Here is a 22,724-nt window from a genome sequence, read left to right on the forward strand (position 1 = left end):
GACGCCATGGTGTTCCTGTCGGAGAACGGCTCGCTGCGCGTGCCCAACCCGCTGCTGCCCGGCTGCTTCCACAACGAGGGCAACTACATCGTGAGCCTGGGCAACGTGGTGCGCTGGATGGCGCAGCAGGCCGAGGCACTGGGCGTGGAGATCTTCCCCGGCTTCGCCGCCGCCGAGGTGCTGTACACCGAGAACGGTTCGGTCAAGGGCGTGGCCACCGGCAACATGGGCGTGGGCAAGGACGGCGAGCCGACCGAGAACTTCCAGCTCGGCATGGAGCTGCACGCCAAGTACACCGTCTTCGCCGAGGGCGCCCGCGGCCACCTGGGCAAGCAGCTCATCGCACGCTTCAAGCTCGACGAGGGCCGCGACCCGCAGACCTACGGCATCGGCATCAAGGAAGTGTGGGAGATCGATCCCAAGCGGCACCAGCCCGGCTTCGTGCTGCACACGGCCGGCTGGCCGATGGACACGCAGACGTACGGCGGCGCCTTCCTGTACCACATGGAGGACAACCTGGTCACGCTGGGCTTCATCACCGGCCTGGACTACGCCAACCCCTACCTGAGCCCGTTCGAGGAGATGCAGCGCTGGAAGACCCACCGCAACATCCGCTGGTACCTCGAGGGCGACGAGAAGGCCGGCATCAAGCCCGGCAAGCGCCTGCAGTATGGTGCGCGCGCCATCACCGCCGGCGGCCTGCTCTCGCTGCCCAAGCCGGTGTTCCCCGGCGGCGCGCTGGTCGGCTGCGACGCCGGCTTCCTGAACGTGAGCCGCATCAAGGGCAGCCACGCGGCCATCAAGAGCGGCATGCTCGCCGCCGAGGCCGCCTTCGAGGCCGTCACCGCCGGCCGCCAGCACGACGAGCTCACCGCCTACCCCGAGGCCTTCGAGAAGAGCTGGCTGCATGCCGAACTCAACCGCGCGCGCAACTTCAAGACCTGGTTCAAGAAGGGCCTGTGGCCGGCCACGCTGATGAACGGCATCGAGCAGAAGCTGCTGGGCGGCCACATCCCCTGGACGCTGCGGCGCGACCAGCCCGACCACGTGTACCTGAAGCCGGCCGCCGAGTGCCAGCCCATCGTGTACCCCAAGCCGGACGGCAAGCTCACCTTCGACCGCCTCTCCTCGGTGTTCATCTCCAACACCAACCACGAGGAGAACCAGCCGGCCCACCTGACGCTGAAGGATGCGTCGGTGCCCGTGGGCACCAACCTCTCGAAGTACGCCGGCCCCGAAAGCCGCTACTGCCCCGCGGGCGTGTACGAGTTCGTGAAGGACGAGGCCTCCGGCGCCGAGCGCCTGCAGATCAACGCGCAGAACTGCGTGCACTGCAAGACCTGCGACATCAAGGACCCCACGCAGAACATCGTGTGGGTCACGCCCGAAGGCGGCGGCGGGCCGAACTACACGAACATGTAGCGGCCGCGGCGTCGGTGTTTTCCAGGTGTCGCGCCCGGCCGGGCGGGCCACGCAAAGTTGTATGATCACTTTGCTTTCCGCCCCGAACGGGGCTTTCACACCCACAGGAGACACCACCGTGCCTTTCACGCGCCTTCTCGCCGCCCTGGCCCTCGGCCTCGGCCTTGCCGTCTCGGCCTCCGCCCAGATGAAGAACAGCATCTCGGTGGCCCAGAACTCCCACCAGGGCGTGGCCATCGACGTCTTCGCCAAGGAAGTGGAGAAGCGCACCGCCGGCCGCATCAAGATCCAGAACTTCTACTCCGGCTCGCTCGGCGGCGAGCGCGAGTCGATCGAGGCGGTGCAGCTCGGCACGCAGGAGCTCACCTTCACCTCCACCGGCCCGGTGCCCAACTTCGTGCCGGAGGCCCGCATCCTGGACATCCCCTTCCTGTTCCGTGACAAGGCGCATGCCCGCGCAGTGCTCGACGGCCCCATCGGCCAGGAGATGCTGGCCAAGTTCGAGGCCAAGGGCTTCAAGGCCCTGGCCTGGGGCGAGAACGGCGTGCGCCACATGACCAACAGCAAGCGCCCGGTCAACAGCCCGGACGACCTGAAGGGCCTGAAGATGCGCACCATGGAGAACCCGGTGCACGTTGCCGCCTACAAGGGCTTCGGCATCGTGACCACGCCCATGGCCTTCCCCGAGGTGTTCACGGCCCTGCAGCAGGGCACGGTGGACGGCCAGGAGAACCCGCTGTCCGTGATCATGGCCGCCAAGTTCGAGCAGGTGCAGAAGCACCTGTCGCTCACCGGCCACGTGTACTCGCCGGCCATCTTCCTGATGAACAAGGCCGCCTTCGACAAGCTGTCCGCCGCCGACAAGCAGGCCTTCCTCGATGCCGCCAAGGAGGCCGTGAAGGCCAACCGCGCCCGCGTGGACGAAGACGACGCCAAGGGCGTGGCCGAGCTGCGCAGCAAGGGCATGCAGGTGGTCGAGAACGTCGACAAGGCCAAGTTCGTCGCCGCGCTCACCCCGGTCAACGCCGAATTCGAGAAGCAGTTCGGCAAGGCCAACATCGACCGCATCCGCAACTTCAAGTGAAGCACCGGCCGGCGCCCCGCGGCGCCGGCCCGTCCCCAACCGGAGGGCGGTTCGCGTGAAAGCAAGCTTCCTGCGCTTCGAGCGCTGGTGCACCGAGGCCGCCCTGGCGGCCGCGTGCGCCATGCTGGCCGTCTCGGCCTCGCTCGGCCTGTTCCAGATCATCACCCGCTTCGTGCTCGAGAGGCCCGCCGAATGGACCGAGGTGCTGATCCGCTTCAGCCTGATCTGGATGGTGTTCCTGGGCATCCCGGCCGCCTTCCGCGCCGGCGCCATGGTCAGCGTCGACGTGCTCTACCGCTGGAGCGGCCCGCGCATGCGCCGCGTGCTGGACTACGCGGTCGCCCTCGCGGCGCTGGCGCTGATCGGTGTCATCTTCTGGTGGGGCTGGGACTACGCCAACCGCGGCAAGGTGCAGACCATGATGGGCCTGGAGGACGTGTCCATGTTCTGGGCCTACCTGGCCCTGCCGGTCGGGGCGGTGTTCTCCGCCATCGGCATCCTCGGCAACCTGGTCGACCCGAGGCGGCTCGAGCTGGAGACCGCGCTGTGAGGGCCTTCGCATGACGACCACCATGCTCGTGACCATGGTGGTGTGCTTCGCGCTCACCATCTCGGTGGCGGTGTCCATCGGCCTGGCGGCGGTGCTGGGCATCCAGGCCAGCAACGCGCACATGCTCATCTCCGTGAAGGAGATGTTCAACGCCATCAACAAGTTTCCGCTGGCGGCCATCCCCTTCTTCATCCTCGCCGGCAACCTGATGGAAACGGGCGGCATCTCGCGCCGCCTGGTGGAGTTCGCCAAGAGCATCGTGGGCGGCGTGCAGGGCGGCCTGCCCATGACCTGCGTGCTCACCTGCATGATCTTCGCGGCGGTCTCGGGCTCCTCCGTGGCGACCACCTTCGCCATCGGCGCCATCCTGATCCCGGCGCTCATCAAGCACGGCTACCCCACGACGTATGCCACCGCCCTGCAGGCCACCAGCGCCGAGCTGGGCGTGATCATCCCGCCGTCCATCCCGATGATCCTGTACGGCGTGAGCGCCGAGGTCTCCATCGGCGAGCTGTTCATCGCCGGCATCGGCCCCGGGCTGCTGATCGGCGGGGCGCTCATGCTGTTCGTCTGGGCGTGGTGCAAGTGGAAGGGCTGGGGCAAGAACGACGGGGACGGCCGCCTCTCCTTCGGCCGAGCCACCTGGCAGGCCGGCTGGGCGCTGGCCATGCCGGTGATCATCCTCGGCGGCATCTACGGCGGCGTGTTCACCCCCACCGAGGCCTCAGCGGTGGCGGTGTTCTACGCGCTCATCGTCGGCACCGTGATCTACCGCGAGATCGGCGTGAAGGACCTGTACGCGATCCTGCGCAAGTCCGTCATCTCCTCGGCGGTGATCATGTTCATCATCGCCAATGCCGGGCTGTTCGCCTTCCTGATCACCCGCGCCGGCGTGCCGGAGGCGATCGGCAAATGGCTGGAAGCGGTGCTGCAGAGCCCGGCGCTGTTCCTGCTGGGCGTGAACGCGGCGCTGTTCATCATCGGCATGTTCATCGAGACGAGTGCCGCCATCATCGTGCTCGCGCCCATCCTGGCGCCGGTGGCCATGCACTTCGGCATCGACCCGGTGCACTTCGGCCTGATCATGGTGGTGAACCTGGCGCTGGGCATGATCACGCCGCCCTTCGGCGTGAACCTGTTCGCGGCCTGCACGGTGGCGCGCATCTCGCTCGACCGCATCATCGGCCAGCTCGTGCCTTTCGTGGGCGTGGTGCTGGCCTGCCTGATGGTCATCACCTACGTGCCCGCCATCTCGCTGACCCTCCGCGATCTCGTCTACGGTCGCTGAATCGCGCGCGACAGCGCGCCCCGGTTCCGCTATAACAGCCCCCAAGCGGAACAAGGAGGGGCGCCGGATGGCCGCCGCGCGGATCTATCGCCACAAGTGGGTGCTGGTCAAGCTGCCGATCGCGCTCGTCGCGCTGGCGGCCATGGTCGCGCTGTGGCGGTCGCTGATGCCGCTGCCACCGGCCGAGATCACGATCAGCTCCGGCGGTCCCGATGGGGTCTATCACGCGCACGCGCTCAAGTACGTCGAGCGCTTCGCCGAGCATGGCATCCAGGTACGCGTGCTCCCCTCCGAAGGCTCGGTGCAGAACGTGGCGCGCCTGCGCCGCCTGACGGAGCCGGCGGCCGACCTGGCGTTCGTGCAGGGCGGCTCTGCCTCGGCCCAGGCCCCGCCGGAGGCGCCCCCGCTCAACACGCTCGCGCGGGTCGACATCGAGCCGGTGTGGATCTTCTCGCGCGTGGCCGGCGTGGAGAACCTGCAGCAGCTCCAGGGCCTGCGCGTCTCGCTCGGGCCGCGCGCCAGCGGCACGCGCGAGCTGGCCACACAGCTGCTGCAGCAGGTGCGCCTGAGCCCGCGCGACCTTCAGGACAGTGACCTCGGCGGCATGGCCGCGGTGGAGGCGCTGCGCAAGGGCGAGCTCGACGCCGTCATCATGGTCTCGGCCCCGGGCTCCCCACTCATCCGCGCGCTGATGCAGATGCCCGGCGTGCAGCTCGTGCAGCTCAACCGCAGCGCCGCGCTGATCGAGCGCATGCCGCACCTGCAGGTGCGGCTCATCCCCGCCGGCCTGCTGGATGCGCAGGCGCGCCTGCCGGCACGCGACACCACCATCCTCGCCACCTCCGCCAGCCTCGTCGCCCGCGCAGACCTGCACCCGGCCCTGCAGCGCCTGGCGGCCCACGTGGCGCAGCAGGTGCACAGCCAGCGCGGCACGCTGCACCGCGCCGGCGAGTTCCCCACGCTGCGTCGGGTGGAGTTCCCCGCCTCGCTCGAGGCGCGCCGCACGCTCGCCGAAGGCCTGCCCCTGCTGGAGGCACGCCTGCCCTTCTGGTGGGCGCAGGTGATCGAGCGGCTGCTGGTCATCTGCCTGCCGGTGGCCCTGCTCGCCTACTGGCTGGCGCGCCTGGTGCCAGCCTACCTGCACTGGCTGGTGGAAAGCCGCATGGTGCGCTGGTACGGCGAGCTCAAGTACATCGAGAACGACCTCGCGCGCAACGCGATGTCCCCGATGGAAGTGGCCCGCAACCTCGGCAACCTCTCCGACATGGAGCGCCGCATGCAGGGCTTCCTGGTGCCGGGCGACCTGATGCCGCGCTGGTTCCTGCTCAAGCAGCACATCGGCTTCGTGCGCACCAGCCTGCTGCGGAGGACCGGCCGGTGATCCTGCTCTACCGCCGCCGCTGGGGCCTGTTCTACCTGCCGGTGCTGCTGGCCGCGGCGCTGGCGATCTGGGCCAGCGCGAAGTGGCTGCTGCCCTTGCCGCCGCGCGCGGTGGCCATCGCCATCGGCGTGCCGCAGGGCGGCTATGCGCAGGCCGGCGAGCGCTACCGCACGGAGCTGGAGCGACGCGGCCTGACCGTGGAACTCGTGGTCTCCGAGGGCGTGGGGGCCCAGGGGCCGCTGCATCGACTGGCCGATCCCGCGGGGGCGGTGCAGGCCGGCTTCGCCCATGGCCTGCTGGCGGACCGCGGCCCCGAGGCGCCGGTGCTGGCCCTGGCCGTCGTGGGGCGGCAGGCGGTGTGGATCTTCACCCAGCACAGCGGCATCACGCAGCTGGCCCAGCTGCGCGGCCTGCGCGTCGCGGCCGGCCCGCTGGGCGGCCCCGTGCGCGAGGTGGCACAGCTGGTGCTGGCCCAGGTGGGCGTGGCCGCGCAGGAGGTGAACTGGGTCGAGACGCAGGGCATGACCGCCGCCAACGACCTGCTCGATGGCAAGGTGGACGCCTACATCACCATCGGCAGCGCCGAGGCCCCCACGGTGCGCCTGCTCACGCGCTCGGCGGGCGTGCAGATCCTGGGGGTGGACCGCGCCTCGGCCCTGACCACGCGCGAGCCGCGCCTCTCGCCCTTCGTGCTGCCGCAGGGCGCGATCGAGCTGCGCGGCAACGTCCCCCCGAGGGACCTGACGCTGCTCGCCACCAACACCCACCTGCTGGTGCAGGACACGCTGCACCCGGCCCTGCAGCGCGTCTTGCTCGACGTCGCCACCGAGGTGCATTCCGTGCCGAGCTTCCTGCAGCTGCAGGCCGAATACCCGGACTTCCAGACCGACTTCCCCCTGTCGCCGGTCGCGCGCCGCCATGCGCAGGGCGCACGCCCCTGGCTGGAGATGCTGCTGCCCTACTGGTGGGCGCAGTTCGCGGCACTGATGCTCTACGCCGTGATCCCCATCGTGGGCGTCACCCTCGCCGCGCTGCTGCTGGTGCCGCGCCTGTTCAGCCTGCGCGTGGATGCGGCCCTGGCCCACTTCTACGGCGAGCTGAAGTTCCTGGAGACCGAGTTCGACAAGGTCCCCTCCAACCCCATCGCCATGCGGCCGCTGCTGCAGCGCCTCGACGAGCTGGAGATCGCCGCCGCCAGCATGGACCTGCCGGACCGCTTCGCGGACCGCTGGTACACGCTGCGCGAGCACCTGGGCGCCGCGCGCGAGCGCTTGATCAGCCTGCGCGGGCGTTGAGGGCGCGCTGCTCGGCCAGCCGCCGGTAGAGCGTGCGGACACTCCAGCCCAGGGCCTGCGCAGCCGCTTCCCGACGGCCGCTATGCAGGGCCAGCACCGCCTGAAGGTCGACTGGCGCTGTCTCCGCGGTGGCCGCCGCAGGCCGGGCGCGGGCGAGCGAGACGGACGGCAAGGCCGCTGCCGGCACCGCGTGCAGCGGCAGGCCGGCGGCCAGCGCGCGCTCGATCACCGGCGCCGTGACCGTGTCGCCATCGGTCAGCAGCGCGGCGCGCTCGAGCACGTTGCGCAGCTCGCGCACATTGCCGGTGAAGGCGTGGCGCGAAAGCCGCTGCAGCGCATCGGCGGCCAGACTGAGGCGCCGACGCGGCGCCACGCGGGAGAGCAGCGAGACGGCCAGCAGCGGGATGTCGCCGGGGCGCTCGCGCAGGGCCGGCAGGCGGATGGGGAAGGTGGCAAGGCGGTGGAACAGGTCCTCGCGGAAGCGCCCTTCCGCCACCAGGCGAGGCAGGTCGCGGTGCGTGGCCGAGACCAGCCGCACATCGGCGCGGCGCAGCTCGGTACTGCCCACGCGGCGATACGTCCCGCTTTCCAGCAGGCGCAACAGCTTCACCTGCATGGTGAGCGGAATGTCGCCCACCTCGTCGAGGAAGAGCGTGCCGCCGTGGGCCGCCTCCACCAGACCGGCGCGCGCCGCCTGCGCGCCGGTGAAGGCCCCCTTCTCGTGGCCGAACAGCTCGCTCTCGAACAGCGTCTCGGGCAGGCTGGCGCAATCCACCACCACCAGCGGCCGCGCCGCGCGCGTGCTGGCCTCATGCACCGCACGCGCCCCCAGCTCCTTGCCCGTGCCCGACTCACCCAGCAGCAACACGGCCGCCTCGGAAGGGCCGACACGGGCCACCAGCTCCAGCATCGTCTGGAAGGCCGGCGAGCGGCCGATCAGGCCACTGGCCGCCGGCGCGCTCTGCGCCACGCGCAGGGGCTCCATCTTCTCGATGAACCAGGTCTGTTCACCCTGCGTGTCGCGTAGCGGCACCAGCTCGATCTGCACGTAGGCCTCACCCCTGGGCGTGTGATGCAGGTGCAGCACCTTCTCCCGCTGGCCGCTCTGGCGCGCGCGGGCGAGCGGGCAACTCTCGCCGGCCTGGTCGCAGGGCACGGCGATGCCGTGCGAGACCTCGTGGCAGGTCCGGCCGATGACCGAGCCGCGCGGACTGAACTGGGTGCGGTAGGCCGCGTTGGCCGCGAGGATGCGGTAGTGCCCGTCGAAGACGATGTGCGGCTCGGGCAGGCTGTCCAGCCAGGCGGCCAGCGCGGTGGACGGCAGGTCGGAGGCGATGTGCGACATGGCCGGTCCATTCTGCCACCACCTGCCAGAGACTGCCATGACAGCGCCAGGCGGCATGCCAGCGGCGGTCGCGTCAGCCGACTCGCGGTCTCAACCTATTGATTTCATTGAATTTTCCAGAGTGGGGCGGGTTGGCACGCGTCTTGTGTCGTGCCTGTCATGCACACCCGCCAGGAGGCCCCATGACCGCAGCCACGATCCCGAACAACACCCCCGTCGATCCCCAGCGCCGCACCTGGCTGCTGGCCACCGGCGCCGCGGGCGGCGTGGCCGCCGTCGCCACCGCCGTGCCTTTCATCTCTTCGCTCGCGCCCAGCGAGCGCGCCAAGGCCATGGGCGCACCGATGGAGGTGGACCTCGCCGACATCCCGCCCGGCGGCCTGAAGACGGTGGAGTGGCGCGGCAAGCCGGTGTGGATCCAGCGCCGCACGCCCGAGATGATCGCCGCGCTCGACGGTCAGGACGCCGCGCTCGCCGACCCCGAGTCACGCCGCGACGACCTGCCCGAAGCGCTGCGCAACAAGGGCCGCTCGGCACGGCCCGATCTCTTCGTCGCCATCGGCATCTGCACGCACCTGGGCTGCTCACCCACCGCGGTGGCGGCCGGCAGCGCCAACCCGAGCGTGGGCGACGGCTGGCACGGCGGCTTCTTCTGCCCCTGCCATGGCTCCACCTTCGATCTGGCCGGCCGCGTGTTCCGCAACAAGCCGGCGCCGACCAACCTGGAAATTCCGCCGCACCGATTCGTCGGCGATTCGCGGCTGATCGTCGGCGAGTCCGAAGAGGCCTGACACACCATGACCATTCCCTACGCGTTCACCCTCGAACTGCCAAGGCCCCTGCCCCAGGCCGTGGAGGCCCTGCGTGGCGCGCTCGCCACGGAGCAGATGGGCATCGTGAGCGAGGTCGACGTGCAGGCCACGCTGAAGACGAAGCTGGGCCTGGAGAGCCCGCCGCGCCGGCTGCTCGGCGTGTGCGGCCCGCAGGTGGCCCACGCGCTGATGACGGCCGAGCCCGACATCGCCGCCATGCTGCCTTGCGGCGGCGCCGCCACCGAGGCCGAGCCGGGGCACACGCGCATCGTCCTCCAGGACCCGCGCGTGATTGCCGCGCTGTCCGACAACGTGGAAGTGCGCGCCGCCTGCGAGCGCGCGCATGCCGCGCTGCGCCGCGTGCTGGACCGCATGGCCGCCGGTGCGCCGGCGGCCGGGCCCTGATCGACCGCGGCACGCACGGGCCGCGCGGCAACGTACCGCATCACCCCACCTCAAGAGAAGGAGACAAGCCATGACATCCGCCCCCACCCGGCGCGCGCTGCTCGGCGCCGCCGCCCTCGCGGCCACGCTGCCAGCCGCACCACCCGCCCGCGCGCGGGTGAAGACCCAGGCGCACATCGTCATCGCCGGCAGCGGCCTGGGCGGCATCGCCGTGGCGAACCGGCTGGCCGGCCTGCTGGAGGGTGCCCGCATCACCATCGTCGACCGCAAGGAAGAACACAACTACCAGCCCGGCTACACGCTGGTGGCCAGCGGCGTGTGGCCGGTGGAGAAGGTGCGCGACCGCAACGCCGACTTCCAGCCGGCGGGCGTGACCTGGGTGAAGGACATGGTCGCGGCCTTCGAGCCCGCGGCCAACACGGTCGTCACCGCGGGTGGCCAGCGCATCCGCTACGACTTTCTCGTCGTGGCCACCGGCGTTCACCTGGACTACGCGCAGATCCAGGGCATGGATGTGGCCGCGATCGGCACGAACGGCCTGGCCAGCGTGTACCCCAGCCCGCAGGCGGCGCAGGCCACTTGGGCCGCGATGCAGGCCTTTGCCGCCAAGGGCGGCGAAGCCGTGATGACGCTGCCGGCCACGCCGCTGAAGTGCGCAGGCGCACCGCTGAAGATGACCTTCATGCTGCGCGACCGCCTGCGCCAGGCCGGCACGCTGGGGCGCAGCCGCGTGCAGTTCTACTCCGCGCTGGGCAACGTGTTCGGCGTGCCGAAGGTGAACGACAACGTGCTGGCCCGCTGGAAGGACCTGGGCGTGTCGGTGGTGCCCACGCACAAGCTCACCGCGGTGGACATCGGCGCGCGGCGTGCGACCTTCACCACGCCCGAGGGCGAGAAAGTGGAGACGGCCTACGACTTCCTGCACGTGGTGCCGCCGATGCGCGCGCCCGACGCGGTGAAGCAGAGCGATCTCTCGTGGAAGGAGGGGCCTTTCGCCGCCGGGGGCTGGCTCGAGGTGGACCGCGCGACGCTGCAGCACCGCCGGTTTCCCAACGTGTTCGGCATCGGCGACATCAACGGCACCCCACGCGGCAAGACCGCGGCCACGGTGAAGAAGAGCGCGCCCATCGTGGCGAACAACCTCGCGGCCGTCATCGCGGGTGGCCAGGCTGCCCAGCGGTTCGACGGCTACACCTCGTGTCCGCTGATCACGCGCGAGGGCTCGGCCATGCTGATCGAGTTCGACTACGAAGGGCGGCTCACGCCCAGCCTGCCGATGATCGAGCCGCTGCAGGACAGCTACTTCGCGTGGCTGATGAAGGTGCGCATGCTCAAGCCCGCGTACCTGTCGGTGCTCAAGGGCCGGGTCTGACACACACGAACGAGGAGCAAGGTCATGTACGAAATCTGGCTGGTGATCAACATCCTGTGGGAAATCGCGCTGGGCATCTGGCCGCTGCTGGCGGTGGCCGGCCTGGTCTGGGTGGCGCTGGTGGCATGGGCGCTGCGTCGCGCGCGGGGGCGCTGGCGCGCCGCCTTGCCGGTGGCGCTGGCGGCGGCCGCCGTGGTCGCGGTGGCGGCCTTCGCGACCGTGCCGGCGTTCACGCAGTCGTCGCTGAAGGAGCTGGCCTACTGGGTGGACTGGGCCAATCTGGCCGGCATCGCCGGGGGCTTCGGCGCAGCGGCGCTGGCCTTTGCCTGGCCGCTGGCCGCGCTGCTGCGCGCGACCGCAGGCCGCACGGGGCCATCGGTGGCGGCGTAGAGTTCGGCCTCCGCGTCGGACCCACCTGTCGATGATCACCCTCTCCCTCGGCCCCCTCGCCCTGCCCGTGCAGCCCCTGCTGCTGATCGCGTGCGCCTTCGCCGCGATGCTGATCGCGCGCTGGCTCACGCCGGCCGGCACCGATGCCGCTGGTGAGCCGCTGCCGCGCACGCGCGTGGCCGACGCGCTGTTCCAGGCCGTGCTGGTGGGGCTGGCAGCAGCGCGGCTGGGCCACGTGGCGCTGTACGCGGATCTCTACGCGGCCCAGCCCCTGTCGGCCATCGACATCCGCGACGGCGGCTGGCACGCGCCCACGGGCCTCGTCGCCGGCCTCGCGCTGCTCGCATGGCGCGCCTGGCGTCAGCGGGACTGGTGGCGCCCGCTCGGCGTGGCCACCACGGTCGGCGTCGTGGCGTGGGCCGGTATCGGCCATGCCTTGCAGCGCCATGCGCCTTCGGAGTTGCCCGCCCTCGCCTTGACCGATCTCGCCACCGGGCAGGCCGTGCAGCTGCGCGACGCCGCGCTTGGCCGCCCCGTCGTGCTGAACCTGTGGGCCACCTGGTGCGGCCCCTGCCGCGTGGAGATGCCTGCACTCGCCGCGAGCGAACGCACGCACCCGCGCGTGCTGTTCGTCTTCGCCAACCAGGGTGAGCCCGCCGACCGCGTGCGCCGCTACCTGCAGGCCGAGCGCCTGGATCTGCGCCATGTGTGGCTGGACCCGCGTGGCCAGACCGCTGCCGCCGTCGCCTCGCGCGGGCTGCCCACCACCGTGATCTACGACGCCCAGGGCCGCCGCGTGGCCGCCCACCTGGGCGTACTCAACGAAGCCGCGCTCGCCGCCCGCCTGCGCCCCCTCCAATAATTGGGGTCAGATTCCAATTTTCCGCAAAGCAGAATGAACACGATCCCTTCTTCAGCGAACGACCGCCACGAACTGGTACAGGACGAACTCGACGTGCTGGCCGCCCTCGTGCCGCTCGCCGGTGCACGCATCGTGGAGGCTGGCTGCGGCGCCGCGCGCCTGGCGCGTGACCTGCTGCAGCGCTTCACCGATGCGCAGGTCACCGGCCTGGAGGTGGACGACCGCCAGCACGCCAAGAACCTCGCCGCGCCCGCGGACCGCCTGACCTTCATCCGAGCCGGCGCGCAGGCGATTCCCTTCGCGGACGCGCACTTCGACGGCGCGCTGATGCTCAAGTCGCTGCATCACGTGCCACGGCCGCTGATGGACCAGGCGCTGGTTGAAATGGCGCGCGTGCTGCGCCCCGGTGGCTGGCTGTACGTGAGCGAGCCGGTCTACGACGGCCCGCTGAACGAGATCGTGCGGCTCTTCAACGACGAGGGCACCGTGCGCGCCGAGGCGCAGCGGGCGCTGGACCGTGCCATCGCATCGGGCCGCTGGACGCAGGCCGCCGAGCGCCGCTTCGACATGCCCGTGCGCTTTCGCGACTTTTCGGATTTCGAGCAGCGCATGATGCGCCCCACCTTCGCCGACCACCACATCGACGACTCGATGCTGGCCCGCGTGGCCGAGCGCTATGCACCGCATCAGGGCGCGGACGGCGCCGCGTTCGAAAGGCCGATGCACGTGCGCCTGCTGCGCCGCGCGGACGCCGCGACCCGCTAGAATCGGCCCCGTCAGGAGAGCGCTGCCGCCCTGCCCGCAGGGCCGCGCAGCCGCCGAAGGCGCAGGCGCACAGCCGAACGCTCAGGTACCCAGGACTGACAAGCGTCCGCGCGAGCGGGCGTCACCTTGCTGGAGAGAGGCCGCCCTTGAGGCGGCCCACCGAAGGAGCAAGCCCCGCAAGGGGTGAATCTCTCAGGTAGAGCGGACAGCAGGGGCGACCCATGGCAGGCTGCCATGGCCCCCTTTCGTCGTCCGCCCCTGGAGTGCCCCGCGTGCCTGCCCCGCAAGAAGAGCTTCTCAAGACCCCCCTGCATGCCCTGCACGTCGAGCTCGGCGCGCGCATGGTCCCCTTTGCCGGCTACAGCATGCCGGTGCAGTACCCCGCCGGCCTGATGGCCGAACACAAGCACACGCGCGCGGCCGCCGGCCTGTTCGACGTGTCGCACATGGGCCAGCTGCGGCTGGAGGGCGCGGAGGCCACCGCCGCCTTCGAGAGCCTGATCCCGGTGGACGTGATGGGCCTGGGCCTGAACCGCCAGCGCTACGGCCTGCTGCTGACCGACGACGGCACGATCATCGACGACCTGATGTTCGTGAACCGCGGCGACCACCTGTTCGTGGTGGTCAACGGCGCCTGCAAGGTGGGCGACATCGCGCACATGCAGCAGCGCATCGGCGCCCCCTGCGGCGTGGTGCCCATGCCTGATCGCGCGCTGCTCGCGCTGCAGGGCCCGCAAGCGGTGACGGCGCTGCAGCGCCTGCTGCCCGGCTGCGAGCAACTGGTCTTCATGACCGGCGCGGCCTTCACCTGGGAGGGCGCCGACCTGTTCGCCACCCGCAGCGGCTACACCGGCGAGGATGGCTTCGAGATCTCCGTGCCCGGCGACCGCGCCGAGGCCTTTGCGCGCGCCCTGCTCGCGCAGCCCGAGGTCAAGCCCATCGGCCTGGGCGCGCGCAACTCGCTGCGCCTGGAAGCCGGCCTGTGCCTGTACGGCAATGACATCGACACCACCACCACGCCGGCCGAGGCCGCGCTGGGCTGGGCGATCCAGAAGGTGCGCCGCACCGGCGGCGCCCGCGCAGGCGGCTTCCCCGGCGCCGAGCGCGTGCTGGCCGAGCTGGAAGGCCGCACCCCGCTGGCGCGCAAGCGCGTGGGCCTGATCGCGCAGGAGCGCGTGCCCGTGCGCGAGCACACCGCCTTGCAGTCTGCCGACGGCGCGCCCATCGGCGAAGTCACCAGCGGCCTGCTGGGCCCCAGCATCGACCAGCCGGTGGCCATGGGCTACGTGAAGCCCGGGCACGCCGCCATCGGCACCGTCGTCCATGCCATCGTGCGCGGCAAGGCCGTGCCGATGACCGTGAGCGCCATGCCTTTCGTCCCCAACCGTTACCACCGCGGCTGAAGCCCGCAGCGAAGGAGAAGACCCATGACCGTCAAGTACACGCCCGAGCACGAATGGATCCAGCTCGAGGACCATGAGGCCGCCGTGGTCGGCATCACGCTGCACGCGCAGGACGCGCTGGGCGACGTGGTGTTCGTCGAGCTGCCCGAGGTGGGCCGCACGTATGCGCAGGGCGAGGTGGCCGGCGTGGTGGAGTCGGTGAAGGCCGCCGCCGACGTGTACATGCCCATCGCCGGCGAAGTGACCGAGGTCAATGAAGCCCTGCGCAACGACCCCTCGCTCGCCAACACCGACCCCATGGGCAACGGCTGGTTCTTCAAGATCCTGATCAAGGACATGGGCCAGTTCGATGCGCTCATGGACGAGCCGGACTACCAGAAGTTCTGCAAGGACAACGCCTGAGTCCAGGCAGGCCGTAGCCCGGACGCCGTAGGCTGGGGTGGAGCGCAGCGCAACCCCAGCGTTTGCGCGAGCCGCCACCCAGCTGGGGTTGCACCCCAGCCTACGAGAACCGAACCCCTCTCTCACGGAAACGCAAGATGCTCATGCAATCCGCCCGGCCGCTCGGCGAGCTGGAAAACCCCACCGAGTTCATTCCCCGCCACATCGGCATCTCCGAGGCGGATGAGGCGCACATGCTGTCCGTGATCGGCGAGGCCTCGCGCCGCGCGCTGATCGAGAGCATCGTGCCGCGCGCCATCGCCCGCGCGCAGGCCATGCAGCTGCCCGCGCCGGTGACCGAGGCCGCCGCACTGGCGGAGCTGAAGGCCATCGCCGGCAAGAACCAGGTGCTGCGCTCGTTCATCGGCCAGGGCTACTACGGCACGCACACGCCGGGCGTCATCCTGCGCAACATCCTGGAGAACCCCGCCTGGTACACCGCCTACACGCCCTACCAGGCCGAGATCAGCCAGGGCCGCATGGAGGCGCTGGTGAACTTCCAGACCATGGTGTGCGACCTCACCGCCATGCCGATCGCCAATGCGTCGATGCTCGACGAGGCCACGGCCGCGGCCGAGGCGATGACGCTCGCCAAGCGCAGCGTGAAGAGCAAGAGCAACGTTTTCGTGGTGGCGGGGGATTGCCATCCGCAGACCATCGAGGTGATCCAGACGCGCGCCGCGCCGCTGGGCATCGAGGTCAAGCTCGCCAACTCCGCCGAGGAGTGGAACGAGCTGTTGCAGGGCGAGTTCTTCGCCGCGCTGGACCAGTACCCCTCCACCAGCGGCCGCATCAACAGCCAGCAGGCCGATGCGGACAGGTGCCATGCCAAGCAGGCCGCCTTCATCGTGGCCGCCGATCTGCTGGGCCTCACCCTCCTGGTGCCGCCGGGTGAGTTCGGCGCCGACATCGTGGTGGGCAGCACGCAGCGCTTCGGCATGCCCATGGGCGCAGGCGGCCCGCATGCGGCCTATCTGGCCTGCCGCGATGAGTTCAAGCGCTCCATGCCCGGCCGCCTGGTCGGCGTGAGCGTCGACAGCCACGGCAACCCGGCCTATCGCCTGGCGCTGCAGACGCGCGAGCAGCACATCCGCCGCGAGAAGGCCACCTCCAACATCTGCACCGCGCAGGTGCTGCCGGCCGTGGTGGCGAGCATGTACGCCGTGTACCACGGCCCGCAGGGCCTGAAGCGCATCGCGCAACGCGTGGCCAGCTACACCGCCATCCTGGCGCGCGGCCTGCAGCAGCTGGGCGTGACGGTCAATAACGCCGAAGGCGCCTTCGACACGCTGTGCCTGCACACCGGCGCGGCCACGGCCGACTACGTGGCGCGCGCGCTCTCGCGCGGCGCGAACATCCGCGCGGCCTGGGGTGAGTACATCTGCATTTCGCTGGACGAGACCACGACGCGCGACGACGTGGCGCTGCTGTGGGGCGTGTTCGCGCAGCCGGGCCAGGTGCTGCCCAGCTTCGACGCCTTCGAGAAGGGCATCGAGCCGATGATCCCGCCCGAGCAGCGACGCACCAGCGCGTATCTCACGCACCCGGTGTTCAACAGCCACCACAGCGAGACGGGCATGCTGCGCTACATCCGCGCGCTGTCCGACAAGGATCTGGCGCTGGACCGCACCATGATCCCGCTGGGCAGCTGCACGATGAAGCTGAACGCCACCAGCGAGATGATCCCCATCACCTGGCCCGAGTTCGCGCAGGTGCACCCCTTTGCCCCGCGCGAGCAACTGCAAGGCTATGCCGAGCTGGATGCGCAACTGCGCGCTTGGCTCTGCCAGGCCACGGGCTACGCCGGCATCAGCCTGCAGCCCAACGCCGGCTCACAGGGCGAGTACGCCGGCCTGCTGGCCATCAAGGCCTGGCACGAGAGCCGCGGCCAGGGCCACCGCAACGTGTGCCTGATCCCCTCTTCCGCGCACGGCACCAACCCGGCCAGCGCGCAGATGGTGGGCATGCAGGTGGTGGTGACCGCGTGCGACGCCATGGGCAACGTGGACATGGCCGACCTGAAGGCCAAGTGCGAGCAGCACAGCGACAGGCTGGCCTGCATCATGATCACCTACCCCTCCACCCACGGCGTGTTCGAGACGCAGGTGAAGCACCTGTGCGCCCTGGTGCACCAGCACGGCGGCCGGGTGTACGTGGACGGCGCCAACATGAACGCGCTGGTGGGCGTGGCGGCGCCCGGCGAGTTCGGTGGCGACGTGAGCCACCTGAACCTGCACAAGACCTTCTGCATCCCGCATGGTGGCGGCGGCCCGGGCGTGGGCCCGGTGTGCGTGGTGGCGGACCTGGTGCCCTTCCTGCCCGGTCATGCGTCTGGCGAGGCGCAGGGCGCGCTGGTGCCGCACGCGGCCGGCAGCACCACCGGCCCGCGCGCCGTGGGCGCCGTCTCGGCCGCGCCGCTGGGCAATGCGGCCGTGCTGCCGATCAGCTGGATGTACTGCCGCATGATGGGCGCCGAAGGTCTGCAGCACGCCACCGAGGCGGCCATCCTGGCGGCCAACTACGTGAGCGCGCGCCTGCGCGACCACTACCCCACGCTGTACGCCAGCGAGAACGGCCACGTGGCGCACGAGTGCATCCTGGATCTGCGCCAGTTGAAGGACACCAGCGGCGTGATGGCCGAAGACGTGGCCAAGCGCCTGATGGACTACGGCTTCCACGCCCCCACGCTCAGCTTCCCCGTGCCCAACACGCTGATGGTGGAACCCACCGAGAGCGAGACGCTGGCCGAGCTGGACCGGTTCATCGAAGCCATGATCGCCATCCGCGAGGAAGTGCGCCGCGTGGAGCGCGGCGAGTGGCCGCAGGACGACAACCCGCTGAAGCATGCCCCGCACACGGCGGCTGCGCTGCTGAAGGGCGAGTGGAAGCACGCCTACCCGCGCGACGTGGGCGCGGCCGTGCTCGACGAGCGCCGGCACGCGAAGTACTGGCCGCCCGTGGGGCGCGTGGACAACGTGTACGGGGACCGCAACCTGTTCTGCAGTTGCGTGCCGATGGCGGCTTACGAGTAGCGCTTCTGGTTCCGAGGGGTCACCATTTCGGTCCGTCCGTGGCGCGCCCCGGACCGGGACAGGGGTGGCCCTGCCCCGGTCCTTGACCGGCTGGTGCGGCAGCCGCGCTGCTGTTCGACCCCTCTGCGACCTGGTGGCTGTTCGTAGGCTGGGATGGAGCGCAGCGCAATCCCAGCGGTCAAGCCGCTATCCGCAAAGACCTGACGCTGCTGATCGCAATGCCTTCCCGCGCGCTGGATCCCTGCCTTTGCGAGGGTTAAGGCCCCTGGCAGCCACTCCCCCCATCGGCATCGACGCGCACCCACCCCATCCCGGTCCGGGGCGCGCCAACAACGCCGCCCCGGCCCCAGTGAGCCCCCTCACACCACCCCGCGCGCCCTCAGCTCGCCCAGCTGCGCGGCATCGATCCCCAGCCGGCCATACACCCTGGCGTTGTCCTGGCCGGTGCTTGGGCCCACGGTGGGCTGCGATGTGCAGCGGCCCACGAAGCGCGGCACGGGGGCGGGCGCCGGGATCGCGCCGAGCTCCGGGTCCTGCAGCTCGATCAACGCCCCACGCGCCTGGAAGTGCGGGTCAGCCGCCACATCGGCGATGGAGTAGACCTTGCTGAACGCGACATCGTTCGCTTCGAGCCGGCGGGCGATCTCCGCGAACGGCAGGCTGCCGCACCAGGCGACGAGGATCTCGTCCAGCGCTTCCAGGTGGCGGATGCGGTCTGCGTTGCTCGCGAAGCGCGGGTCGTCCACCAGTTCCGGCCGGTCGATGGCGCGGCAGATGCGCGCGAAGATCGGGTCGCCCGTGCCGACCAGGGTGAACCAGGCGCCGTCCGCGGCGCGATAAACGTTCGACGGCGCGGTGTAGGTCGCCCGCGAGCCGGTCCGCTCGCGCGCGATGCCGCGGATGCGGTACTCGGCGGCCAGAGGATCCAGCAGGCGCATCATCGCTTCCGTCGCCGAGAGGTCGATCTCCGCTCCGCGCTGCTCGGCCAGGGGCTTCGCGTTGCGCTCGGCCAGCGCGGTCGTGATGGCGAAGGCGCCGAACAGGCCCGCGATCACGTCGCCCAGCGGGTAGTTCATGTGCTGGGGCGGCCCGTCCGGCTCCCCCGTGAGATGGGCGAAGCCGCTCATCGCCTCGAAGATCCGCGCGAAGCCGGGCCGGCGGGCATAGGGCCCGGTCTGGCCGAAGCCGGTGAGGCGCAGCACGATGAGGCGCGGGTTCGCCTCGTGCAGGGTCGCGATGTCCAGACCCCAGCCGTCGAGCGTGCCGGTGCGGAAGTTCTCCACCAGCACGTCGACGTCACGGATCAGCCGCAGGAAGATCGCCCGCCCCTCCGGCTGGCGCACGTCCAGCGAGATGCCGGCCTTGCCGCGGTTGGCCGTCTTCCAGAACAGCGGATGGCCCTCGTGCACCGGCGCCAGCCCGCGCAAGGGGTCCTGGCCCGAGGGCAGCTCCAGCTTCACGACCTCGGCGCCCATGTCGCCGCACAGAGTGGCCGCGAACGGCGCCGCGAGCACGGTCGCCATGTCGAGGATGCGAACGCCGGCGAGCGGTTGGTCGGTCGAGGCCATCAGTTCGGCTTCAGGTCCACGGACTTCAGCACCGGGTCCCAGGCCGCGCGGTCGGTCTTGATGCGGTCCTGGAAGGCGGGCGGCGTGGGCGACAGCGCGCTGGCACCCAGCTTCGCCAGCTTCTCCTTGGTGGACGGCAGGGCCATCACCTTGGCCAGCGCCTGGCGCAGCGTCTCCACCACGCCGGGTGGCGTGCCCTTGGGCGCGACGATGCCCATCCAGAGCCCGGCGTCCAGCCCGCCGATGCCCAGCTCGGCGAAGGTGGGCACATCCGGCACGGCGGCCGACCGGCTCTTGCCGGTCTGCGCCAGGATGCGGATCTGGCCGCTGTTCATGTAGGGCAAGGTGCCGCCCAGGTTGTTGCACATCACTGGGATGTGCCCCGCCATCAGGTCATTCACCGCCGGCGCATTGCCCTTGTAGGGCACGTGCTGCAGCTTGATCTTGGACTGATGGTTCACCATCTCGCACACCAGGTGCGAAGGCGTGGCCACGCCGGCCGAGCCGAACGAGAGCGAGTTGGGCTTGGCCTTGTCCGCGGCGATCAGGTCGGCCAGGGTCTTGTAGGGCGTCTTCGCGTTGACCGCGATCACGTTCGGCAGGTCGGCCACCAGGCCGATGGGCACGAAGTCGTCGACCGGGTGCCACTTGAGGTCCTTGTGAACGTAAGGCAGGAACACGTTGGCGAGGCCTGCCATCAGCAGCGTGTAGCCGTCGGGCGCTGCCTTGGCCACCTGCTCGGATCCGACCAGACTGCCCGCGCCGGCCTTGTTCTCCACCACCACGTTCTGGCCGAGCGCGGCGCCCAGGTCCTGCGCGATCGCTCGCGTCACCAGGTCGGTGCTGCCGGCGGCCGGGAACGGCACGACCAGCTTGATGGGTTGCTCGGGCCAGGCCGCGAGCACGAGGGGGGACGAGCAGGCCAGCGCCAGCGCGGCAAGCAGTCGAACGGGTTTCATGCAGGGTCTCCTTCAGGGGTTTTCAGGAAGCGGCGGCCGAGCGTGGCGCGATGCAGTTCGGAAGCGCCGTCATAGATGCGGAAAGGGCGCAGCTCGCGCAGGATCAGCGCGACCGGCGCGTCCTCGGACATGCCGAGCGCACCGCACAGCTGCGCGGCGCGGTCGGCCACGCGATGCAGGGCCTCCGACACGAACACCTTGGTCATGGCCGACTCGGTCTTCACCGGCAGGCCGGCATCCATGCGGCGGGCGCAATCCAGTGTCATCACGCGGCTGGCATGCAGGTCGATGTGGCAGTCGGCCACCATCGCCTGCACCTGCTGCAGGTCGGCCAGCCGGTCCCTGAACGAGCTGCGCTGGTTCACGTAGTCGCGGGCGAAGGCCAGCGCGCGGCGTGCGCGCCCCAGCAGCCGCATGCAGTGCGCCAGCCGGGCCGGCTCCAGCCGCTGCTGCGCATAGACGAAGCCCTGCCCCACCTCGCCCAGCACGGCGTCGTGCGTGACGTGGCACTCGTTGAAGCGCAGCTCGCCATGGCCGCCGATGGCGAACGGATCGAGCGCGGGAATGGCGCGCACCAGTTGCACGCCGGGGTTGTCCATCGCCACGATGAACTGCGTGGGGCCGTCATCGGTCTGTGCGAGCACGATGGCGAAGCGGGCGCCCACCGCACCCGTGATGAACCACTTGTGGCCGTCGATCACCCAGCCGTCACTCGTGCGGCGGGCGCGGCTGCGCAGCATGGAGGGATCCGATCCCGCACCGGGCGCAGGCTCCGTCATGGCGAAGCAGGACCGGATGCGCCCCTCCGCAAGCGGCCCCAGCCACGCCTCGCGCTGCGCGGGCGTGCCCTGGCGCAGCAGGCTGATCATGTTGGGCTGGTCGGGCGCGGCGCAATTCAGCGCTGCCGGGCCCAGGTAGCTGCGGCCGGCCTCCTCGAAGACGGCGGCGCGCTGTTCCCAGTTCAGGCCCAGGCCGCCTTGCGCCTGGGGCAGCTGCGGCAGGTAGAGGCCTGCCGCCTTCGCCAGCGGGCGCAATTCGGCGAGCGTGGCGTCAATGGCCGCCGGGCCGTGCACGTGCGCCGCGCACTCGCGCGGGATGCACTCGGCATCGACGAAGGCGCGCACGCGCGCCGCGAGGTCGCCCGTCACGCCGCGGCCTCGCGCAGCACCTGCTTGGCGATGTTCAGCTGGTGGATCTGGCTGGTGCCCTCGTACAGGCGGAACAGCCGCACGTCCCGGAAGTACCGCTCGATGGGGCTGAAGTCGGCGATGTAGCCGGAGCCGCCGAACATCTGCACCGCGCGGTCGGCCACGCGACCGCACATCTCGGAGGCGAAGTACTTGCACATGGAGGCGGTGAGCGCGACGTCTTCCCCGCGGTCGCGGGCGCGCGCGGCCTCCAGGATCATGGAACGCGCCGCGAAGATCTCGGTGCGGCTGTCGGCGATCATCGCCTGCACCAGCTGGTAGTTGGCCAGCGCCTGCCCGAACTGGCTGCGCTGCGTGGTGTGCGCGATGGCCAGGTCCAGCATCCGGATCGCCGGCCCGGTGCACAAGGCCGACAGGTGCAGCCGCTGCTTGTTCAGCACCTTCATCACGGTCTGGAATCCCACGCCTTCGCGCCCGCCGATCAACTGGCTGGCGTGCACCCGGCAATCCTGGAACATCACGTCCGACACGGGCGAGCCCGCCTGCCCCATCTTGCGATAGGGCTCGCCTGTGGTCAGGCCCGGCGAGCGCTCGACGAAGAAGGCCGACAGGCCGGCGCTGCCACGGGTGCCCGGCTCCGTGCGTGCGATGACGGTGAACACGTCGGCGAGCGGCGCATTGGTGATGAAGCGCTTGGTGCCGTTCAGCACGAAGTGGTCGCCATCGCGCCGGGCGGTGGTCTGGATGTTGGTGGCTTCGGAACCCGCGTCCGGCTCGGTGAGCGCCAGGCAACCCGTCAGCTCCCCAGTCGCCATGCGCGGCAGCCAGCGGCGCTTCTGCTCCTCGGTGCCGTCGGCCACCAGCGCCTCCGAACCGATGCCGGTGTTGGTGCCCACGCGTGCACGCAGTGCCACCGAGGCCTGCGACAGCTCCATCGCGCAGAGGACCAGCTCCTCGGTCGTCAGCCCCAGTCCGCCGTACGCCTCGGGAATGCTCCAGCCGAAGTAGCCCTTGCGCCGCAGCTCGTCGACCACGTCCTCGGGGATGGCTCCCTCGCGGTCGATGCGGTCTTCCAGCGGGTGCCAGCGTTCGCGCACGAAGGCGCGGATGTCGGCGAGCAGGGTTTCCAGGCGTTGGGGGGGGGGGGGGGGGGGGAAGGGGCGCTGGGCGGGCGCGAGGGGGGGCCCGGCCCAACACCCCCA

At 70.6% G+C, this 22,724-nt stretch carries 20 protein-coding genes and 2 riboswitches; of the genes, 15 read left to right on the forward strand and 5 right to left on the reverse strand.

Annotated elements, in window-relative coordinates:
* The 6 genes from ACE3T5_RS15810 to ACE3T5_RS15835 all read left to right on the forward strand — a co-directional run.
* A partial coding sequence (locus ACE3T5_RS15810; RefSeq protein WP_374669039.1) for an electron transfer flavoprotein-ubiquinone oxidoreductase occupies nt 1-1,422 on the forward strand: 1,422 nt, incomplete at its 5' end.
* Between the two features lie 118 nt (nt 1,423-1,540).
* A complete protein-coding gene (locus ACE3T5_RS15815; protein WP_374669040.1) occupies nt 1,541-2,506 on the forward strand; it encodes a TRAP transporter substrate-binding protein in 966 nt (321 codons plus the stop codon).
* A gap of 55 nt (nt 2,507-2,561) precedes the next feature.
* Nucleotides 2,562-3,056, forward strand: a complete 495-nt coding sequence (locus ACE3T5_RS15820) for a TRAP transporter small permease (RefSeq protein ID WP_374669041.1) — start codon at nt 2,562-2,564, stop codon at nt 3,054-3,056.
* A gap of 10 nt (nt 3,057-3,066) precedes the next feature.
* On the forward strand, nt 3,067-4,344 hold the full coding sequence (locus ACE3T5_RS15825; RefSeq protein WP_374669043.1) for a TRAP transporter large permease: 1,278 nt from the start codon (nt 3,067-3,069) through the stop codon (nt 4,342-4,344).
* A 67-nt stretch (nt 4,345-4,411) separates the two neighbouring features.
* The gene (locus tag ACE3T5_RS15830; RefSeq protein ID WP_374669044.1) at nt 4,412-5,725 is read left to right on the forward strand and encodes a TAXI family TRAP transporter solute-binding subunit; all 1,314 of its coding nucleotides are present in this window, start codon (nt 4,412-4,414) and stop codon (nt 5,723-5,725) included.
* On the forward strand, nt 5,722-7,020 hold the full coding sequence (locus ACE3T5_RS15835; protein WP_374669045.1) for an ABC transporter substrate-binding protein: 1,299 nt from the start codon (nt 5,722-5,724) through the stop codon (nt 7,018-7,020). Before ACE3T5_RS15830 ends, ACE3T5_RS15835 begins: the two co-directional genes overlap by 4 nt.
* Here the strand turns inward: ACE3T5_RS15835 and ACE3T5_RS15840 are convergent.
* Nucleotides 7,001-8,365: a sigma-54 interaction domain-containing protein gene (locus ACE3T5_RS15840; protein ID WP_374669046.1), complete on the reverse strand. Its 1,365-nt coding sequence runs from the start codon at nt 8,363-8,365 to the stop codon at nt 7,001-7,003. The two genes, ACE3T5_RS15835 and ACE3T5_RS15840, sit on opposite strands and share 20 nt — an antisense overlap.
* A 182-nt stretch (nt 8,366-8,547) precedes the next feature.
* Between ACE3T5_RS15840 and petA the strand changes: the two genes are divergently transcribed.
* The 9 genes from petA to gcvP all read left to right on the forward strand — a co-directional run bounded on the left by petA (nt 8,548) and on the right by gcvP (nt 17,847).
* Nucleotides 8,548-9,156: a ubiquinol-cytochrome c reductase iron-sulfur subunit gene (petA, locus tag ACE3T5_RS15845; protein WP_374669047.1), complete on the forward strand. Its 609-nt coding sequence runs from the start codon at nt 8,548-8,550 to the stop codon at nt 9,154-9,156.
* A 6-nt stretch (nt 9,157-9,162) separates the two neighbouring features.
* A complete protein-coding gene (locus ACE3T5_RS15850; RefSeq protein ID WP_374669048.1) occupies nt 9,163-9,582 on the forward strand; it encodes a DUF302 domain-containing protein in 420 nt (139 codons plus the stop codon).
* 70 nt (nt 9,583-9,652) lie between these two features.
* Complete coding sequence (locus ACE3T5_RS15855) at nt 9,653-10,954, forward strand: NAD(P)/FAD-dependent oxidoreductase (protein WP_374669049.1); 1,302 nt, start codon at nt 9,653-9,655, stop codon at nt 10,952-10,954.
* A 24-nt stretch (nt 10,955-10,978) separates the two neighbouring features.
* Entirely contained in the window at nt 10,979-11,344 is a 366-nt protein-coding gene (locus ACE3T5_RS15860; RefSeq protein WP_374669050.1) for a hypothetical protein, read from the forward strand.
* 31 nt (nt 11,345-11,375) lie between these two features.
* A complete protein-coding gene (locus ACE3T5_RS15865) occupies nt 11,376-12,206 on the forward strand; it encodes a prolipoprotein diacylglyceryl transferase family protein (protein WP_374669051.1) in 831 nt (276 codons plus the stop codon).
* 33 nt (nt 12,207-12,239) lie between these two features.
* On the forward strand, nt 12,240-12,971 hold the full coding sequence (locus ACE3T5_RS15870; protein WP_374669052.1) for a class I SAM-dependent methyltransferase: 732 nt from the start codon (nt 12,240-12,242) through the stop codon (nt 12,969-12,971).
* A 2-nt stretch (nt 12,972-12,973) separates the two neighbouring features.
* Nucleotides 12,974-13,079, forward strand: a riboswitch (glycine riboswitch).
* 11 nt (nt 13,080-13,090) lie between these two features.
* Nucleotides 13,091-13,190, forward strand: a riboswitch (glycine riboswitch).
* A 2-nt stretch (nt 13,191-13,192) separates the two neighbouring features.
* Nucleotides 13,193-14,374: a glycine cleavage system aminomethyltransferase GcvT gene (gene gcvT / locus ACE3T5_RS15875; protein ID WP_374669053.1), complete on the forward strand. Its 1,182-nt coding sequence runs from the start codon at nt 13,193-13,195 to the stop codon at nt 14,372-14,374.
* A gap of 24 nt (nt 14,375-14,398) precedes the next feature.
* A complete protein-coding gene (gene gcvH / locus ACE3T5_RS15880) occupies nt 14,399-14,776 on the forward strand; it encodes a glycine cleavage system protein GcvH (protein WP_374669054.1) in 378 nt (125 codons plus the stop codon).
* 137 nt (nt 14,777-14,913) lie between these two features.
* Nucleotides 14,914-17,847, forward strand: a complete 2,934-nt coding sequence (gcvP, locus tag ACE3T5_RS15885) for an aminomethyl-transferring glycine dehydrogenase (RefSeq protein WP_374669055.1) — start codon at nt 14,914-14,916, stop codon at nt 17,845-17,847.
* Between the two features lie 359 nt (nt 17,848-18,206).
* Here gcvP and ACE3T5_RS15890 read toward each other — a convergent pair whose 3' ends face one another.
* From ACE3T5_RS15890 to ACE3T5_RS15905, 4 genes are read right to left on the reverse strand one after another with little or no spacing between them, the layout of a single operon-like run.
* Nucleotides 18,207-19,415, reverse strand: a complete 1,209-nt coding sequence (locus tag ACE3T5_RS15890; protein ID WP_374669056.1) for a CaiB/BaiF CoA transferase family protein — start codon at nt 19,413-19,415, stop codon at nt 18,207-18,209.
* A complete protein-coding gene (locus tag ACE3T5_RS15895; RefSeq protein WP_374669057.1) occupies nt 19,415-20,374 on the reverse strand; it encodes a Bug family tripartite tricarboxylate transporter substrate binding protein in 960 nt (319 codons plus the stop codon). The genes ACE3T5_RS15890 and ACE3T5_RS15895 overlap by 1 nt, the downstream gene beginning before the upstream one ends.
* Nucleotides 20,371-21,522 (reverse strand): acyl-CoA dehydrogenase family protein, encoded by a 1,152-nt coding sequence (locus tag ACE3T5_RS15900; RefSeq protein ID WP_374669058.1) that lies wholly within the window; start codon nt 21,520-21,522, stop codon nt 20,371-20,373. The genes ACE3T5_RS15895 and ACE3T5_RS15900 overlap by 4 nt, the downstream gene beginning before the upstream one ends.
* A complete protein-coding gene (locus ACE3T5_RS15905) occupies nt 21,519-22,652 on the reverse strand; it encodes an acyl-CoA dehydrogenase family protein (RefSeq protein ID WP_374669060.1) in 1,134 nt (377 codons plus the stop codon). Before ACE3T5_RS15905 ends, ACE3T5_RS15900 begins: the two co-directional genes overlap by 4 nt.
* Nucleotides 22,653-22,724: the final 72 nt, after the last annotated feature.

It is taken from the genome of Ramlibacter sp., assembly GCF_041916345.1.
Lineage (GTDB): Bacteria > Pseudomonadota > Gammaproteobacteria > Burkholderiales > Burkholderiaceae_C > Ramlibacter.